Source organism: Prochlorococcus sp. G5PB11 (assembly GCF_059772425.1).
Genome location: NZ_CM186287.1, coordinates 602,927 through 618,736, shown reverse-complemented (window position 1 = coordinate 618,736; position 15,810 = coordinate 602,927). Strand labels below are relative to the sequence as shown.

Here is a 15,810-nt window from a genome sequence, read left to right as displayed (position 1 = left end):
AAATTCACTTTAATTCCTTATTCGAAAATGATTACAGCCCAAGAAGTTATTATTTTAATTAAGCAAACACTTCCCGATGCTCAAATTGATGTGAAAGATATGGGCGGTGGTGATCATCTTGAAGTCAATGTTGTATCTGAACAATTCTCTGGGCTATCTCTTGTACAACAACATCAACTTGTTTATGGTGCATTAAAAAATGAATTGAAAACAGAAACAATTCATGCTTTGGCCTTGAAAACCTCAACACCTCAATAATTTTTCAGACATGGATTCTACAACTCGTTCAAAAATTGAACTCTTAATTAATTCAAAACCAATATTTGTTTTCATGAAAGGAAATAAGTTGATGCCACAATGTGGTTTTTCCAACAATGTTGTTCAAATTCTTAATTCCTTGGGAATGAGCTTTGATACTTTTGATGTGCTTTCCGATATGGAAATTCGAGAGGGAATAAAGGAATTTTCAAATTGGCCAACAATCCCTCAAGTTTATGTTAAGGGCGAATTTATTGGAGGCTCCGATATCTTGATAAGCATGTATAACTCTGGGGAATTGAAAGAAAAATTAGAAATCGCGCTTGCTTCATAACTTGTTACTTTTTTGATTCATCTCTAGGCTTCTTTTTGAAAAAACAGGTTGTTAATATCGCCATCAGGCCCAATAAAGCTTGAAGGATCCATTATCCATCTATCAATTAATGCTTCTAACTTCTCTTGATCCTTTGAGCCTAATCTCTTGCAATTCCTTAGGGAATGCAAATATCCGTCTGCATAGATCCGAAGCTCAGAAGGACTGTGGTATCGACTTGTTAGCTCTTGACAGGCATCACAAATTGATTGGAAGTGTTTTATTGCTTCTGGATTATCAAAAGATGTCATGGTTTGCTAAGACACAGACTATTCTTGTTAGTCAGCGAACAGTTTGCTTTAATATCTTCTCTAGTCTAAGGGTCTACATTTCCGACTTGTGACATTAATACCTGCAGATCAGCTCGGTACTGAGCAAATTCAAGGATCCTCATCAGGTTCTTCTCCTATTCAAGCAACCACACAATCACCTTCCAAGGTGCTTGTTGTCGAACCCCATCCAACTCTCAGAACTGTTTTGGTTCAGAGGCTTAGGCAAGATGGGCAGCTAGCCGCAGCAGTAGGTTCTGCTGAGGAGGCAGTTGATCTTTGTCGTGATCAATCACCAGATTTATTAGTTAGTGCAGAGATATTGGAAAAAAGTTCAGCCCTTCGACTTGCGCAACAATTGGGCTGTTCAGTGATTGTTTTAACTGCAAGAACAGGAGTTGAACCTGTTGTTGGTCTTTTAGATGAGGGGGCTGATGATGTTTTAAGGAAACCTTTTGGCCTAGAAGAATTAGCTGCTAGATGCAGGACTTTACTCAAAAGAGGAAGAATTGGTTTACAAGAACGCGTCGCGGTTGGTCCCCTTGAGGTCCATCTTCTTCTTAGACAGGTCACATTGAGAGAGAAACCTGTGGAACTCAGCCCAAGGGAATTCGCTTTGTTGTGTGCTTTGTTGATGCCACCAGGAATGGTAAGGAGCCGACATGAGTTGCTTCGAATGGCTTGGCCTCCATTTAGTGGAGGACCTCGCTCTGTTGATACTCAGGTTTTGACGCTTAGAAGAAAATTAGAGCAAGCTGGTCTTGGTGATGGTGGAGGAATTACAACTGTTCGTCAGCAGGGGTATAGGTTTAGTCTTGATAATTTGCCTTCATAACTTTGGTTAGTGTATGAAAATTATTCTGGAAGCTCCCATTTGTTAATTCCTAGTAGGGTGCCAATCTTATGAGCACAAGCGTACCCACTAAACGCCACCGCATTTAACCCTTGTCCGGGGAACGAAGAATCACCTACACAATAAAGTCCTTTTATCTTTGTAGTATTAAATGGCATAGGAAGTAGGCCAGGTAATCTCATTGAAGGAATTGGCCCATAACTACCTTTGGCTCTTGAAAGAAACCTTTTATGTGTTCTTGGACTACCTATCTCCTTGTGTAAAATATTTTGACTAAGATTTGGAAATAATTTTTCCAATTTAGATATAAGTTTATCTCCATCTCTCTTCTTTTTCTTAAGATATTCTGTATTGCTTAATCCCTCCCAGTAATCCATTGAAGAAGGAGTAAAGGCATGAACAATATGGCTATCTGAAGGTGCTAATGATGGATCTAGTAAAGTCGGGATTGATAGAAAAGTAACTCCTTGCTCATTTTCCATTTCTTCCCATGCGTCGAGAAGTAAGTGATGGCAATCTGTATTCGGAGGAATGGAGTCTTTACTTACGCCCAAATGTAAAGATAAAAATGAAGGAGAAGGGATGTACCTGTCGCTCCATTTTGTCTCGGCCTGAGGGGCTTTATCTAGTTCCACAAGTGGATCATTGATTCCTTGGCCACCAAATGTATCCCATCTTGTTGCATTGGAGACTATCGTTTTACCAAAAAATTCTTCACCATTATCTAATGAGACACCAATTGCCTTTCCGTTCTCAAAAATTATTTTTTTTACTTTAGATTTGTATTTAATTTCTCCTTTGAAATTTTTAATTCCTTGCACTAATTTTTCTGCAATAATTCCAACACCTCCTTTTGGATAGTTTATCCCTCCATAATGTCTATCAGAAAAGACCATCCCTGCGTTTATCATAGGCGTTAAGTCGGAGGGCATGACTGACCAGCAAAAACATTCAATATCTATAAATTTTAAAAGAGCGGGATCTTTGATATGTCGTCTCGCAACATCTCCGGCATTAACTGGTAACCATCTGGCCAATCCTAGGCATGATAAAGGTGATTTAAAGAAAACTTTCAGTAGATATCCGGGATCTTCTATTGAAAGTAAAGGCATCGAATTCAGACAATTAAATACTTCCCAACATGTTTCGTAGAAATGATTTATTCCTTTTTCTTCATGAGGAAATAAATCAATTAGCTTGGTAATGAATTTTTTATAGTCTCTATCAACTGTAATTTCCAAGTCATTAGGTAGATGATAGGCCAATTGTGTTGGGTCAGGAACTGTGTCACATTCTTGTCCAACATCTTTGAGAGCTCGCGTTAGTAAATTTGTATACCCTTTTTTACCAAATCCAAAGATCATGGATGCTCCAACATCAAAAGTGTATCCTTTCCTTTTAAATGAACCACCGCTCCCACCAGGGATTTTATACTGCTCAAGGACGAGAACTTTAGCACCCTTGCTTGCTAGTTGACTTGCAGTCACTAATCCACCAAGACCTGAACCAATAACTATCGAATCCCAGTGGGAAGAGGGTTTAGTTTTATTTGTTAATTGAGTCATGAGATACAAGAAATTTTAGATGGTCGTGTAAGAGGGGTTTTTGTCTAATAATTTTTCCCTTATTTTTTTTATTTGACTCAGAGCTCTATCTCTATATTTTTTGTATCTTTCACGTTTGTTGTGAACTCTATTATCTAGTTCAGGTAGTAATCCGAAATTAGCTGGCATGGGTTGAAAGTTTTTTTTATTTTGAACTCGTAAGCTTGCTTGACTATTGCTGACAAAGTTTGTTAAGGCTCCAATCATGGTTGACGATGGCAAAGTGATTGTATTTAATCCCTTCGCTAACAATGCTGCGTTAGTTCCTGCCAACCAACCTCCAGCTATAGCAGCAGCATACCCTTCTGTCCCAGTGAGTTGTCCAGCAGCAAATAAAGTTTTTCTATTAATGAACTGAAGTGTTGGCTCTAATAACTTTGGAGAATCGAGAAAAGTATTTCTATGCATTACTCCTAACCGAACAAATTCTGCCTTTGACAAGCCAGGAATCATCCTGAATATGCGTTTTTGTTCTCCCCACTTTAAATTTGTTTGAAAACCTACCAAATTCCATAATTGACCTGCCTTATCTTCTTGTCTTAATTGAATGACAGCATGAGCTCTTTTCAGCCTTCGCAGACTTTTGTCGTTTACATCCCCCCATCTTGGATCCCACAGCCCTATTGGCTTTAATGGGCCAAAACGCATTGTCTCAAGACCTCTTTTTGCAAGCTCCTCTATGGGAAGGCATCCTTCAAAAAAAAGAGCTGATTCTTTTTCAAAATCCTTTAATTCAGCTTGTTCAGCTTTAATTAACTCAGAGTGAAATTTCAAATATGACTCTTGATTCATTGGGCAGTTGATGTAATCAGCGTCGCCTTTGTCGTATCTACTTGCCCGAAATGCTGTTGAAAAATCAATGCTTTCACCAGTAATTATTGGGCTAGCAGCATCAAAAAAATGACATTCATTTTCTCCTGTAAATTGTTTAATGTCATTAGCTAACGATTCGCTTGTTAAAGGACCTGTGGCTAAAATTGTTATTTCTTTAGCATTTGGGAGGCAAGGACATTCATCTCTAATGATTTTTATTAGGGGGTGAGAAGAAAGTTTATTTGTGATTGATAGGCTGAATTGACTTCTATCCACTGCAAGTGCTCCTCCTGCTGGAACAGAGTGTTGATCAGCTTTTGCTATGACAATAGATTTTAAATTTCTTAACTCTTCTTGTAAAAGCCCTGCTGCTCTATCACTACTAATCGCTCCAAAGCTATTGCTGCAAACAAGTTCTGCAAATTCGGGTGAGTGGTGAGCTGGAGATTTCTTCTTTGGCCGCATTTCAAAGAGAGTTACTTTGACTCCTGCACTAGCTATTTGCCATGCTGCTTCTGAGCCTGCTAGACCAGCGCCTATTACGGTTACCGATGGAATTTCTGTCAAACTGTCGTTTTTTTCTCTATTAAAAGCTTAATTACATAGTATTCTCATATACCTCAACTTTTTATTAAGACTTCAAAAATATCTGAAAAATCAATGAGGATGGAAAAAAATGATTTTGAAATTGTTTTTTAGTCCTCAAAAAGGAACATTAAAGCGGTTAATGCTTCGACAACGTGATATTTTTCATATTGGACTATTACTATTGGTCTATTAGGGGTCGCTAGCTCAGTGGTAGAGCATCCGGCTTTTAACCGGCTGGTCCTGAGTTCGAATCTCAGGCGACCCATTTCATAAAACTGTTACTAAATAAACTGAAGTTATAACTACTTCTGAATTTTTGAAGAATTATTTTTTTCTGTCTCTTTTGATTTCAAGCTTTTTATGCGTACATGCTGGGGTGAATAGTTTTACTAATTTGATTTTTATTGAAGATTGGCTTATCGAGAGGAAAGTTGATTTAATTCTCAATGAGACAAAATGCAGAGCTTCAATACCTTCACATGCCAATTGGTTTGGAGCTCGGATAAGACTTGGACCCAATGATGAATTGATAAAACCTATTTGGATTCCTGTTAAAGCTGACCAATTGCTTGATTCAAAATTAGTTAAAATCAAAGAACTTCTTGATGATTGCAGATCAGGACTTCTTTTCCTTCCTGAAACTCCATAAAGCTCTAAAAAATACTTATGTGTTGATGAGGGTATAAATACTTTCTCAAAAGAGATTTTTTTGCTGAATTAAAAATGCGATGATTTACTTTGGTATGAAGAAACTTACAGTAGGAGCTGCCATTGCATTAAACATATCTTTGTATATTTGGGCTTTAATGGATCTACCCTTAAAATTTTAATCACTCCATAAATTATAATTTTTTTTATTTGGTGGTTGACTTATTAAATCGCTTGAAATTTTTTTGATACCTTAACTTGATCATCTGAAATACAAAAAATTTTTAGGTTTGTAGTAATTAATTTTTTTTTAGTATTTTTAAGAACTTTTTAAACTTTCATTTTTTTTTGCATTCTCAATCCTTTTTTTTTACCAGTACCGGTTAGGGTCTTTTGAGGCGAAAAACGCCTTTTTTACTTATGAAAATGGAAGTATGGTTAAGAAATCTTCTTCTATCACAAAATCGAATTCTAATTGGCTATGGAGGTGGGCAGAACCAGAAAGTGAACTCTCCGTAATTCCTAAATCAAAAACTAAACGTTTAGCCCAACAAGCAAAGTTAGCAAATGTAGATGCTGAAAGAGCAGTTTCTCGTGCTTATCAAATTGAATTATCCAGAACAAAGGCAATCGGAGAGGCGATGTTCAAGTCTGGCAAAGCTTTAAGGTTTACACTATCAAGCTCTGGAAGGCAAATAATTCTAAGAACACAGGCAGCACGAAGGCAATTTGAGCCTGGTTTTAGGAATAAAAAATAATTTTCAGATAGAATAAATTTTTTACTAAAAAAATGCAGCTTTATATAGTCACTTGGAAATTCGAATCATCTGAGGATCAAAATTATTCATCTGAAGCATTTGTAGATTATGTCGAAAGTGGAAAATCTGAGGATTTTATTGATGGTTATGAGAGAATTGAATGGGCTCATACTCCACAAGATGGAACTGGAGTGATCATTTGTAAAGCTTCAAGTGCATCAGTTTTATTTAAGGTTTTTGGTCCCTGGAGAGATAAATTTGGAATGACTTGGGAGTATAAACCTGCCTTAACTACTGAAGAGTTTGTTAGTTTAATAAAAGAAAAATAGTTATAAACTTTCGTATTCATTATTTTTGGTTTATCTAAAAAATAAACTTCTGTCTAAAAAACTTTAAAGATTGTTCTATTCAACTTATTCTTTTTAAAGTATTTGCTTGTTTAATGATAGCTCATTTTTTCTTTGCTTTGACTTCTAGTGAAATGGGTCTTAGTCCGACAATACTAACCTTAATTGTCGTATCATCTGTCGTTTTTATTGTCGGCTTTGCGAAAAGTTCAAGAGAGAATGAATATAAAAAATTGATGGATTCATTTATTGAAAGAAAAGAGGAATCCGATTGATTATTTATTCAGATTAGTAAGAAGATCTTCTTGTTAATCTGAATTCTTATGTCTAATGAGGCAGGATGGTAAAAGCGTTGTTTTGAAATTGAACAATTTTTTAGCCAAGGAGAGAATAGTCTCCCCTTCTCGCGATGTGCTTGCTGGACTAGTTGTTGCATTCGCGATGATCCCAGAGGCGATAGCTTTTTCTGGGATTGCAGGTGTTGATCCAAGAGTGGGGTTGTTTGGTGCCTTTTTGCTCTCTGTAACTCTGGCAATTTTTGGGGGCAGAATGGCCATGATTACCTCAGTAACTGGTTCAACTGCTCTTTTGATGACTGGGATTGTTCAACAAGGAGAAAACATTAGCCCTGGCCTTGGCCTGCAATATCTTTTGGCTGCTGGATTGCTCACGGGAATTCTTCAAATCGCTTGGGGGTATTTGAGACTTGCTCATCAGATGAGATTTGTACCTCAACCTGTTATGGATGGCTTTGTAAATGGTTTGGCTATATTAATCTTCCTTGCTCAATTGCCTCATTTGGGTATTGAGATGGCACATTCTGAAAAAGTAGTTACTGCAGTTCAACTACCTGCGGTTTGGGGTTTGACCATACTTACGTTGTTAATTATCTATTTGCTACCACGAGTTTCTAAGCTTTTGCCTTCAGCATTGGTAGCCATTTTTATTTGTACTGCAATTTCTATTGGATTTAAATTAAATGTTCCAACGGTATCGAATTTAGGAATCCTTCCAAATGGATTACCTGGCTTTGGTTTCCCAAAAGTTCCTCTTAATTTTGAAACGCTCGGTTTGATACTTCCAACAGCTTTAGCAATTTCCTTAGTAGGTCTAATGGAGACATTTCTTACTCAAGATATTCTTGATGATATGACTGATAAAACTACAAATAAAAATGTTGAGGCTCGAGGACAGGGTATAGGTAATATTGTTAGTTCTCTCTTCGGAGGTATGGCCGGATGCGCTTTGGTAGGACAATCGGTTATGAACGTTGGATATGGGGGAAGAACTCGCCTTTCAACATTGAGTTCCGGGGTTTGTTTAATAGCAATGATTCTTGCTGCTAAAGATTGGGTGAATCAAATACCAATGGCGACATTGGTTGGTGTAATGATAATGATTGCAATAAATACTGCTAGTTGGATCTCAATTAAAGATATACGCCGTATCCCTCGAAGTGATAGTTCAGTTATGATATTAACTGTGTTCGTAACTGTTATTACACATAATTTAGCCCTAGGACTGCTTTCAGGGGTTGGGCTTGCCGCAATATTATTTAGTCGAAAGGTTGCAAAAGTTATTAAGGTTGAGTCCTCTTTAAATAGCGAAGACCACAGGGTTTATAAAGTTAAAGGCCAATTATTCTTTGTTAGTAGTATTTACTTTAGGCAAGGCTTTGAACTTCACGAACATCCTAAAAAAATTACTATCGATATGGCAGAAGCACATATATGGGATCAAAGTGGCGTAACGGTGCTTGACCAAGTAATTAGGAGAATAAAATTAGGCGGATCTGAAGTCGAAGTGATTAATTTAAATGATGAAAGCTTGAATTTATTTTCTCGAATAGGACAAGCCTCTGAAGCTGGAGGAAGAGGAGGTGAATTTAAATCTGCTCATTAAATTCGTCTAATCTTTTACTTGAAGTTTCTGCAGACTTTTTGAATAGCTTGTATCAAAGGCTTATAAGGATTCATTTCCATTTGACTGAGTTTTGTAAATTTTGTACATATAAATGTATAAGCCAGCGCTGCAACTAATCAACCCTCATTTCTTATGGTCATGCTGGCTATAAGATTTACTTATGTATATACCAGGCTTTGTTTTTGTCTAAATTTAATTTTTTCTAGATATTTTTTTGTCTTTAGCCATTAATTTTGGTGATTTTGTTTATTTATTTTTTTCAATTGCAATTGAGATAAAAAATAAAAATCCATCAAGAGTAAAAACACTTGATGGATAAAGATCTTTTTTAATTTGATAGTTTGATTCGTTAGATAGATTTTGGCAATCTAAAAATAGTTAGCTAGGGAAATTAGCTCATAGATTTAGCCTATGAGCTGTATTCCTAGGCTTCAGAATCAAATTTAGATAGATTAGGACCAGCAATTACACCAACTAGTCCAAAAAGAACAACGGATAGAACACCGACAATTGTTGCTGAGAGGCTTCCTCCTCCCAAAGCAAAGGTTAAGAATGGCAAATGAAGCATTTTTTTTTAGATGCAGGTATATATATAAACCTAAAATTGCCCAAATTTAATGAAGTTGTAGCACCTTGATAAATTCAGACATTTTTAAGAGGCTCTAAAGTTACTCAAGCGGTAGGGAAATTATTTGGAAATCTTGAAGTCAAGTCGTCTTTAGTTGCATTGGTTTCCCACTTGAGCCAGTCTTTCACCCCATTAGGCTTGACCTTTTGAGCACTACGAGCTGCAAAAATAATTACATGAAATGGAATCACAATTGCAAAGAAGAAAAAATGAAGTAAATATAAATCCCAAGGGATACCTTGGTAACCATAATCAGGGAAAAATATTGCGGTAAGGAAAGGGAGGACCATGATGTTCGAATTTCAACTGTATTAATCATTATCCATAAAGCATTAATTTTTTCGATAAAGGAGGATATTTTAACTTCTAGAAATGCTATGTACTTTGCAAAAGCATACTTTGAGGTCTTGCCTCTTAAGCTTTTAACTTGAGTTATGAATCGATTCTTATTTGAAATTACCCTTTAGAAAAGAATAATTAGTAATAATATTTTTTATTATTAATTAAATATTTTTGATAACCTTAAATCTTTAATTAATAAGTCTTTCTATTAATTTAACTAGCCTGAAACTAAAATAGACACTGACTATTATCCATGTTGGAAAAATTATATTCCATAACTTTTGATGCTTTAAAAGGATAATTTTATCTAGAAGATAAGCTCCACCAATTGGAATAGTTACTAATAAAGTCATTTTTACAAAAATCTCAAGGAATCTTAGAGCTGCTGTTGGATTTATTAGCCATGCTATTAATATTCCACTTAGTAAATAACCACCATATTGTCCTAGTTTCCTTATCATCATCAACTTCTTTTTTTTTAAGACTAACTCATTCTATCTAAAATCGTACAACTAATACTAAAAGGTATTTGTTTTTTGACTTTAAAGTAACTGTTATTACTTTTTCAGAGAATAACTAAGGCTCTAATTTTTTATTAATATATAAACTTGTTATTGGTTTATATATTCAATCAATCTTTGGACTCAGGGTATAGCTTTCTTATGGCATCAGCCTGATTCTTTTCCTTTTTCTTTATCTGCTTTGATTCATTATACCGTCTAACTATAATTCCTGGAATGAACCAAATCACTGTTATTACTGCTAAAATAAAAAGTGGATTATTAATAGTCATATTAATTAGAGTTGTCTTTATTAACATGAAATATAAATTATTTATGGAAAACAAGTGATAATACATTTTTATAAAATGATTAATCCTATTATAGTTTAAAGTATGAATTAATTTTTTTTATTTAATCTCTCTTGATTCTTTCTTCTATTTTGATTTGTTTGGTATTATTCTTCCTCTTTTTTAGACTGGTCTTCTAAATAGATTTTTGATTCATCAGCAATGATTTTTAAATAGTTATCAATTTCTTTTCTCTGTGAAACTTCTTTTGAGTTGTTATATGTAATTGTTATATCTTTACCAGACCATGCGGCTTGATCTTTGAATAGATTCCTTTTTGCAGAATAAAGAATTTTCTTCCCAATGAATAAAACAGCTAATATAAATATAGAAAGGAGAAGTAATATTCTCATTTTGTCTTTTGTAATAACATAATTATAACTTCTTAGAAATGCCGTTTTCAAATATGAAAAAAAAATATATAATTAGTTATAAGATCTTCGAATCATAATACTGATAATTTTATTTGATTAATCAATGATGTCAATCTTTAGGGGTATTGATTTATTTGCTTATCAGAAAGGGATTTTTTCTATTAATTTTTATTTGAAAATGGCCATTCCTTTAATTGTTTGCTAAAGATATAAATATTTGTATTCGTATAAACGATGTTTTTTTTGATTAAGCAAAACAGAGTTGTTTATACTTTATCTAATTTGTTTGTTTTGCCTGCCGTAATTATTCCTTTTTTTGACTTCATATCAAATATTTCTTTTTTTGCGGCTCTGGCTTTATGTATAAACACAAGTATTTTAAAAACATTTATATTATCTGTTGTATTTATTATTAAAAACAATTCAAACTATCGTTTTAATCTTTTATTAAGTCGAAAAGGTGATGAAATTTCTAAGTCAGATTATGAATGTGTTTATTTGTTTGCATGGTGTACATTATTGAGATATTTGCTAATTGGATTAGCAGTGAATCAAATATTTTTGTCTTATAAATAAGGTGTTCTCTTTTATTTATTTTTAAAAGGATTAGAGAAAATTCTTTTTACTAAATTTTCAGGTGGATTGATCCTTCCTGTTTCAGCATTTATTCTTTTTTTGATGTTTTGAATTATTTTTTGATGTTGAGCCTCATGTATGTCTGGGTCTAATGAGTCAAACCAATTATTTAGATCCCAATTTTGATTACCTTGATTATCTACCTCAACTTTCACAAAACCCTCTTGACCTGTAAAGAAATAAACACCTTCTGGAAGGTTTTCGAAATCAATTTCCCCATCTTTTTCATTTCTTACGTTATTCATTCTTTTTGAAAAAGGTTTTTCTCAGTCAATCATCGTATAACAGATGCTGTGTTGAATTACTTTGTTGTATTGGGACTTAATTCTTCTATTTAAATATTTAGGAATTATAATTTTTAGTTGCTTTTATCTTTAGGAGTGTGAATGATTGAAAAAATGCATAAGATTTATGTGCCCTTTCAGTAAGGAATTCTCTCTTCTTGCCAAAACATTCGAGTATTCAGATTACCTTGAAGATTCAGATTGGAAATTTCAGAAATATAACTTGGTAAATGCCTCTTGTTACTCTGATCTTCTCGAAGACACTGAGTGGGGTACTAGATCTGACGATTTAACTATTGCTTGAAAGTCTTGAGAAGTAATAGAATTTATATGTTTTAGTCTTGGGTAGTTAATTCTGTAATGAATTCATAGCTTATCCATTCAAGTTTGTGATCTTCGCTTGAATTTCTTCCGAGGATAATAATAGGTATGCGAACTTCTTTATTTTCAATAATATTTCTATATCCTATTAGTAGTTCAGCGTATTTTTTAAAAGTCCACCCGTTATTCCCTCTTGATTTCCATTCTGATGAGTTTCTTAGAGATCTATGAAAGTCTTCAATTCCAAATTCATTCCAACATTCTTGAATGGCAAGCAAATGATCGTGTCCATCCTTGAGTAATTTTTGATATTGAATTAGTTCTGGGGCTTCTTGTGAGTTGTCTGGCTTAAGTTCTCTCGCTAAATCATAAAGTTTTACTTTTTTAAGTTTAAACCAATCTCTATCAAAAATAAAAACTGGAAAATTCAAAGACCATTCGTTTCCCCTTAAGCTTTCGAAAGTTTTGATAAATTCATTTACGTGTTTTTCTAGAAACTTGTATCGTTTTTTCATAGATACCTCCTCTTATGTAATTACTTTTGGGTTTCAACTTTTAGAATTAACGTTAAGCATTATAAGCTTATTGTTAAATAACATATTTAGAAAGTATATTATATAGACCATACTTTTATTAGATTCAATGAATAATGGTAATGAGCGTCCGGCCTGGCTTAATTGGGTTTACCTTTCTATATTTTTATATTCATCATATTTCTTGTTTAATTATTGGTCTACTATTCTATCAAAATAATAATATCTTTTCAAATTTAAAATTGAATTAAATTTTATTTGTTTATTATTTACAATTTTTAGTTGGTTATGAGATTCTAATATTATTTTAAACTATATTTAATAGTAAGGGCTAAAGGTAGATTAACTTAAGTAATTTGAATTTGTATTCAAATTATCCTGCAAATACAGGCAAACCAATTGTAGCGGTGCTTAATAACGCTCCAGCAAAAATAATGAAAGGAAGCAAGGGGTACTTTTTAAACATGTGAATTTAAAATCCTTAAAATCTTATAGGTAATTATACCATACTAAGTATTTATACTCCAGCCTGGTCTGAATATGGTCATGATTGCTTGTTCGTTCATTCGAGGAGTTGTTCTACTTTTTACGTCTTCTATGGCTTTTTTGTAATATCGATATTTTCGTTGGTGGTCGCTAAAAATTTTTATCACTCGCCATTGTTCTAAAGGAAATCTTTTTTTTACATCTTCAGCAATTTCTCTCTCTTTGGGGTTTAGGTTATTTTTTTTGAGTTTGTACTTCATATTTATCCACTCGAAGAGTTTTTCAAGTTCACATGTGAGTTCTCCATTTCTAATCCATTCTCCTATGTATTTTTCATCGCCATCCTCAATTAAAAAGCATTTTTCTGGCGGTGGTAATTTAATCTCATGAAGTAACTCAGCAAAATTTGGTATCAGCTTCACTGACTGACCTGAATGCATGTATGAATTATGAAAGAATTTTATTCTTTTCGTGAAGAGAATTGGATGCTGTTTATCTATTATTTCAAATGTGTATCTAAAATCTCATAAAATTTTCATATGGTAAAAAGAATAGAAAGCTGCGGGTTGACATCAAATAAAAAAACTGTCCTCAATCTTCGTTTGATGGAGGTGGAATTTTTGGAATTGTTCTTAATCCTCTATAAATACTTATTTCTATGACTATTATCTGCTAAATACTTTAATAATTTCTATTAATATATCTTTTTTGAAAGTAAAATCTATATTATGTTCTTACGTTTAACCTACTTATTTGAAAAAAGTCAATTTGTATTTTACTTGATAAATAAGATTAAAGAAAAAAGAATGATGCTGCCATTAAAATAATTGTTCATATCAGGCCCAGGCTACCAAATGCAAAACCGATACCGCAAAAGAAAGCAAACTCAGCTAAATCTCTACATCCAGAGGGGATTGAATTCAATGCAACGTTAATTCGTTGAGCCATTTGACCTTGTACTCGCAGGTGAAAAGAAAAAGATAATAGAAAAATTTCTTTGTTGTGGAGTATTGTTCGGTGTTTAACCGTACCTTTATAATTTCTACTTATTTTAAGTTTATATTTGCTTAATTAAAGCGTAATTTTATTCGTTTTACAGTCAAATTGATTTATGAGTTTCCTCATGGAAAAATCTATTAGCTTGAGTGGAATTTTTTGGCCAACAAACCTTATTTTCCTATCTCATATTTTTCAACTAAAGATTCTACCTCTGACTTGGTCTAGAGAAGGACCTCTTTTTTTCTCATCCTTTGTCAATGGAATCCAGTTCCAGTCGCAGCTTACAGTAAGCAGATATCCAACAAGTATGTGCCAGATTAATATTAAAAAAGGGTGTTCTAAATGAGGTGCCAATGGTTTAAATTTTTTTATATTTTAATCAACTGGATGGATTCCCACGAGTTCATGGATTGAATCTGAAAGATTAGGTCTGATAATTACCACTCCAATAGGCTTGAAAGGATTGTAAGCTTTACAAAACTAAATACTTAAGAAAAAATTTTTAACATCTGTGAGCGATCATGGCTGTGGATGTAAAAATTTCAAGGTTGAGTTGTAATGATTGGTTCCTTTGATCTTTTTGGTTCACATGCAATGACAGTCCAAATTGTTCCAGGTATCTTTTGATTTGAAAACAATATTCATCTACTAAAATTTCAATCGTTGTTCTTTTCAAAGATTTTTGCAATTTTAGAATTTCAATAGAGCAAGCAAGTTGTATTTTTTAGATCTTTATCTTTAAAAATCTTTTTGTTAATTATGCTTCGTTCTTCTATATTTTTATTTATGTACGAATATAAGTTTAGAAATATTTGTTAGTCGAGAACTTAATAGTTGGTGTTTCCTGAAAATAATTTTCAAGTTTGGACTTATCTGAATATAGTGAAGTAATTCATAATTAATGTAAATAATATTTAACCAATTAATATTTTTTTTTTTTTTTTGATCTTGAATGTTTGTTTTAGATTTTTAATCTAAATAGTTAAATTGTGAAATTAATTTAACAGATTTTTTTGAAAATAACGGTAAAATCAATATATTTTTTGATTCCACGTAATTAATTGCCTTTGAAGCATTAAGATTAGTTAGTTACGGGGCGTGGCGCAGCTTGGTAGCGCGGGTGCTTTGGGAGCACTAGGTCGCAGGTTCGAATCCTGTCGCCCCGATCAGTTTTAGACAGGTTTACCAGCCTGTCTTTTTTATGTCTCAAATTAATTGAGTGTAGAAATGAGTGTAAATACAACCATATAGTAAGGGTTTTTAGGATTTTTTACACGCAACTTTATTCAGTCCTAGTGGTATCTAGTAGTTAATAAAAGAAAGTCATGCTATATATGGTGTATAAGAAGGTTTTGCGTAGATCTCTTGTCTCTGATCATTCGTTGTTGAAGCGGTCAACTTCGAAGGTTCTTCCCCAGAATCGAGACATGTGACATTCAGAACCAATGGGGAGAATTGCTGTTGATTTCGCCTTATGACTTCTAGTCAGAATAAAAAGGGTGTTTTTCGTGGTGTTCTCCTAGAGCAGAAAGAATATGAGCAAGCCAGATCTATGTGCCTAAAAGTTAAAAACGATTGGGTACGTGAACATGCTTGGTTAGAAACTTCATCTCAAGGAAAATCTCGAATATCTCTTAAACCTATACCAAGTGATTTTGAACCAACCCCTTCTCAACTAAAAAGGTGGAGGAAAGCTTATACACGTAAGCAAAAGAAATCGGCCAATTTTGACCAGCTTTTGATGCGTGGCTCTGGGTTTAATTCAAAGTTGGATATGCAAATAGCTCAAAATGAAAAGCTTTTAAATGAGCATTTCGATGATGGCTTAGCAACAGATCACGAATGGGTAGTAAGAACTCAAAATGTTTTGGCAGATTTGAAGGAAATTAAGGCGGCAAGAAGTCAGCAGAAATAAATTCTCTA

General features: G+C 33.7%; 21 protein-coding genes and 2 tRNA genes. 12 read left to right on the top strand and 11 right to left on the bottom strand.

From position 1 onward, the window contains the following. Positions 1-27: 27 nt before the first annotated feature. Positions 28-258: a BolA family protein gene (locus tag AC6EI0_RS04040; protein WP_498463106.1), complete on the top strand. Its 231-nt coding sequence runs from the start codon at positions 28-30 to the stop codon at positions 256-258. Positions 259-268: 10 nt separating this feature from the next. After that, positions 269-592, top strand: coding sequence for a Grx4 family monothiol glutaredoxin (gene grxD / locus AC6EI0_RS04035; protein WP_269606209.1), 324 nt, complete (start codon positions 269-271; stop codon positions 590-592). Between the two features lie 23 nt (positions 593-615). Here the strand turns inward: grxD and AC6EI0_RS04030 are convergent, their stop codons facing one another. Further along, complete coding sequence (locus tag AC6EI0_RS04030) at positions 616-882, bottom strand: DUF6761 family protein (protein ID WP_498523165.1); 267 nt, start codon at positions 880-882, stop codon at positions 616-618. Positions 883-970: 88 nt separating this feature from the next. On the opposite strand from AC6EI0_RS04030, the gene AC6EI0_RS04025 reads away from it, so the two are divergent. Next, a complete protein-coding gene (locus AC6EI0_RS04025; protein WP_498463103.1) occupies positions 971-1,735 on the top strand; it encodes a response regulator transcription factor in 765 nt (254 codons plus the stop codon). 20 nt (positions 1,736-1,755) lie between these two features. Here the strand turns inward: AC6EI0_RS04025 and crtH are convergent, their stop codons facing one another. Together crtH and trmFO are read right to left on the bottom strand one after the other, a co-directional pair. Further along, positions 1,756-3,318 (bottom strand): carotenoid isomerase, encoded by a 1,563-nt coding sequence (gene crtH, locus AC6EI0_RS04020; RefSeq protein ID WP_498523164.1) that lies wholly within the window; start codon positions 3,316-3,318, stop codon positions 1,756-1,758. Positions 3,319-3,333: 15 nt separating this feature from the next. Then, a complete protein-coding gene (trmFO, locus tag AC6EI0_RS04015; protein WP_498523163.1) occupies positions 3,334-4,737 on the bottom strand; it encodes an FADH(2)-oxidizing methylenetetrahydrofolate--tRNA-(uracil(54)-C(5))-methyltransferase TrmFO in 1,404 nt (467 codons plus the stop codon). A gap of 214 nt (positions 4,738-4,951) precedes the next feature. Here trmFO and AC6EI0_RS04010 point away from each other — a divergent pair. From AC6EI0_RS04010 to AC6EI0_RS03985, 6 genes are all read left to right on the top strand, one after another. Continuing rightward, positions 4,952-5,023: transfer RNA gene (locus tag AC6EI0_RS04010), tRNA-Lys, on the top strand. A 111-nt stretch (positions 5,024-5,134) separates the two neighbouring features. Beyond that, positions 5,135-5,407, top strand: coding sequence for a hypothetical protein (locus AC6EI0_RS04005; RefSeq protein WP_498523162.1), 273 nt, complete (start codon positions 5,135-5,137; stop codon positions 5,405-5,407). A gap of 433 nt (positions 5,408-5,840) precedes the next feature. After that, the gene (locus AC6EI0_RS04000; protein ID WP_498523161.1) at positions 5,841-6,164 is read left to right on the top strand and encodes a hypothetical protein; all 324 of its coding nucleotides are present in this window, start codon (positions 5,841-5,843) and stop codon (positions 6,162-6,164) included. Positions 6,165-6,196: 32 nt separating this feature from the next. Continuing rightward, on the top strand, positions 6,197-6,493 hold the full coding sequence (locus tag AC6EI0_RS03995; RefSeq protein WP_498523160.1) for a DUF3303 domain-containing protein: 297 nt from the start codon (positions 6,197-6,199) through the stop codon (positions 6,491-6,493). A 152-nt stretch (positions 6,494-6,645) separates the two neighbouring features. Further along, positions 6,646-6,786, top strand: a complete 141-nt coding sequence (locus tag AC6EI0_RS03990) for a hypothetical protein (RefSeq protein ID WP_498523159.1) — start codon at positions 6,646-6,648, stop codon at positions 6,784-6,786. Between the two features lie 55 nt (positions 6,787-6,841). Continuing rightward, entirely contained in the window at positions 6,842-8,413 is a 1,572-nt protein-coding gene (locus AC6EI0_RS03985; RefSeq protein ID WP_498523158.1) for a SulP family inorganic anion transporter, read from the top strand. A gap of 445 nt (positions 8,414-8,858) precedes the next feature. Here AC6EI0_RS03985 and AC6EI0_RS03980 read toward each other — a convergent pair whose 3' ends face one another. From AC6EI0_RS03980 to AC6EI0_RS03960, 5 genes are all read right to left on the bottom strand, one after another. After that, positions 8,859-8,993 (bottom strand): hypothetical protein, encoded by a 135-nt coding sequence (locus AC6EI0_RS03980; RefSeq protein ID WP_498523559.1) that lies wholly within the window; start codon positions 8,991-8,993, stop codon positions 8,859-8,861. A 113-nt stretch (positions 8,994-9,106) separates the two neighbouring features. Continuing rightward, positions 9,107-9,352, bottom strand: coding sequence for a hypothetical protein (locus AC6EI0_RS03975; RefSeq protein WP_498463096.1), 246 nt, complete (start codon positions 9,350-9,352; stop codon positions 9,107-9,109). Positions 9,353-9,592: 240 nt separating this feature from the next. Continuing rightward, positions 9,593-9,868 carry a hypothetical protein gene (locus AC6EI0_RS03970; RefSeq protein ID WP_498523157.1) on the bottom strand — a complete coding sequence of 92 codons (276 nt, stop codon included), beginning with the start codon at positions 9,866-9,868 and terminating at the stop codon, positions 9,593-9,595. 167 nt (positions 9,869-10,035) lie between these two features. Further along, the gene (locus AC6EI0_RS03965; protein WP_498463094.1) at positions 10,036-10,197 is read right to left on the bottom strand and encodes a hypothetical protein; all 162 of its coding nucleotides are present in this window, start codon (positions 10,195-10,197) and stop codon (positions 10,036-10,038) included. Positions 10,198-10,361: 164 nt separating this feature from the next. Next, a complete protein-coding gene (locus AC6EI0_RS03960; RefSeq protein WP_498523156.1) occupies positions 10,362-10,607 on the bottom strand; it encodes a hypothetical protein in 246 nt (81 codons plus the stop codon). Between the two features lie 264 nt (positions 10,608-10,871). Here AC6EI0_RS03960 and AC6EI0_RS03955 point away from each other — a divergent pair, with 264 nt between their 5' ends. Beyond that, positions 10,872-11,204, top strand: a complete 333-nt coding sequence (locus AC6EI0_RS03955; protein WP_498523155.1) for a hypothetical protein — start codon at positions 10,872-10,874, stop codon at positions 11,202-11,204. A gap of 11 nt (positions 11,205-11,215) precedes the next feature. Here the strand turns inward: AC6EI0_RS03955 and AC6EI0_RS03950 are convergent, their stop codons facing one another. From AC6EI0_RS03950 to AC6EI0_RS03940, 3 genes are all read right to left on the bottom strand, one after another. Beyond that, the gene (locus AC6EI0_RS03950) at positions 11,216-11,509 is read right to left on the bottom strand and encodes a hypothetical protein (RefSeq protein WP_498523154.1); all 294 of its coding nucleotides are present in this window, start codon (positions 11,507-11,509) and stop codon (positions 11,216-11,218) included. A 374-nt stretch (positions 11,510-11,883) separates the two neighbouring features. Further along, positions 11,884-12,384, bottom strand: a complete 501-nt coding sequence (locus AC6EI0_RS03945; RefSeq protein ID WP_498523153.1) for a hypothetical protein — start codon at positions 12,382-12,384, stop codon at positions 11,884-11,886. A gap of 527 nt (positions 12,385-12,911) precedes the next feature. Next, the gene (locus AC6EI0_RS03940; RefSeq protein WP_498523152.1) at positions 12,912-13,328 is read right to left on the bottom strand and encodes a hypothetical protein; all 417 of its coding nucleotides are present in this window, start codon (positions 13,326-13,328) and stop codon (positions 12,912-12,914) included. A 1,651-nt stretch (positions 13,329-14,979) separates the two neighbouring features. Here AC6EI0_RS03940 and AC6EI0_RS03935 point away from each other — a divergent pair. Both AC6EI0_RS03935 and AC6EI0_RS03930 read left to right on the top strand, forming a co-directional pair. Beyond that, positions 14,980-15,053 (top strand) — tRNA-Pro (locus AC6EI0_RS03935). A 308-nt stretch (positions 15,054-15,361) separates the two neighbouring features. Beyond that, positions 15,362-15,802 (top strand): hypothetical protein, encoded by a 441-nt coding sequence (locus AC6EI0_RS03930; protein ID WP_498523151.1) that lies wholly within the window; start codon positions 15,362-15,364, stop codon positions 15,800-15,802. The last annotated feature ends 8 nt before the right edge of the window (positions 15,803-15,810 follow it).

Excerpts from the sequence above, each read along its gene's own strand:
- AC6EI0_RS04040 (WP_498463106.1), top strand. The coding sequence starts at position 28 with ATGATTACAGCCCAAGAAGTTATTATTTTAATTAAGCAAACACTTCCC.
- grxD (WP_269606209.1), top strand. The coding sequence starts at position 269 with ATGGATTCTACAACTCGTTCAAAAATTGAACTCTTAATTAATTCAAAA.
- AC6EI0_RS04030 (WP_498523165.1), bottom strand. The coding sequence starts at position 882 with ATGACATCTTTTGATAATCCAGAAGCAATAAAACACTTCCAATCAATT.
- crtH (WP_498523164.1), bottom strand. The coding sequence starts at position 3,318 with ATGACTCAATTAACAAATAAAACTAAACCCTCTTCCCACTGGGATTCG.
- AC6EI0_RS04000 (WP_498523161.1), top strand. The coding sequence starts at position 5,841 with ATGGTTAAGAAATCTTCTTCTATCACAAAATCGAATTCTAATTGGCTA.
- AC6EI0_RS03995 (WP_498523160.1), top strand. The coding sequence starts at position 6,197 with ATGCAGCTTTATATAGTCACTTGGAAATTCGAATCATCTGAGGATCAA.
- AC6EI0_RS03990 (WP_498523159.1), top strand. The coding sequence starts at position 6,646 with ATGGGTCTTAGTCCGACAATACTAACCTTAATTGTCGTATCATCTGTC.
- AC6EI0_RS03985 (WP_498523158.1), top strand. The coding sequence starts at position 6,842 with ATGAGGCAGGATGGTAAAAGCGTTGTTTTGAAATTGAACAATTTTTTA.
- AC6EI0_RS03975 (WP_498463096.1), bottom strand. The coding sequence starts at position 9,352 with ATGGTCCTCCCTTTCCTTACCGCAATATTTTTCCCTGATTATGGTTAC.
- AC6EI0_RS03970 (WP_498523157.1), bottom strand. The coding sequence starts at position 9,868 with ATGATGATAAGGAAACTAGGACAATATGGTGGTTATTTACTAAGTGGA.
- AC6EI0_RS03965 (WP_498463094.1), bottom strand. The coding sequence starts at position 10,197 with ATGACTATTAATAATCCACTTTTTATTTTAGCAGTAATAACAGTGATT.
- AC6EI0_RS03960 (WP_498523156.1), bottom strand. The coding sequence starts at position 10,607 with ATGAGAATATTACTTCTCCTTTCTATATTTATATTAGCTGTTTTATTC.
- AC6EI0_RS03950 (WP_498523154.1), bottom strand. The coding sequence starts at position 11,509 with ATGAATAACGTAAGAAATGAAAAAGATGGGGAAATTGATTTCGAAAAC.
- AC6EI0_RS03945 (WP_498523153.1), bottom strand. The coding sequence starts at position 12,384 with ATGAAAAAACGATACAAGTTTCTAGAAAAACACGTAAATGAATTTATC.
- AC6EI0_RS03940 (WP_498523152.1), bottom strand. The coding sequence starts at position 13,328 with ATGCATTCAGGTCAGTCAGTGAAGCTGATACCAAATTTTGCTGAGTTA.
- AC6EI0_RS03930 (WP_498523151.1), top strand. The coding sequence starts at position 15,362 with ATGACTTCTAGTCAGAATAAAAAGGGTGTTTTTCGTGGTGTTCTCCTA.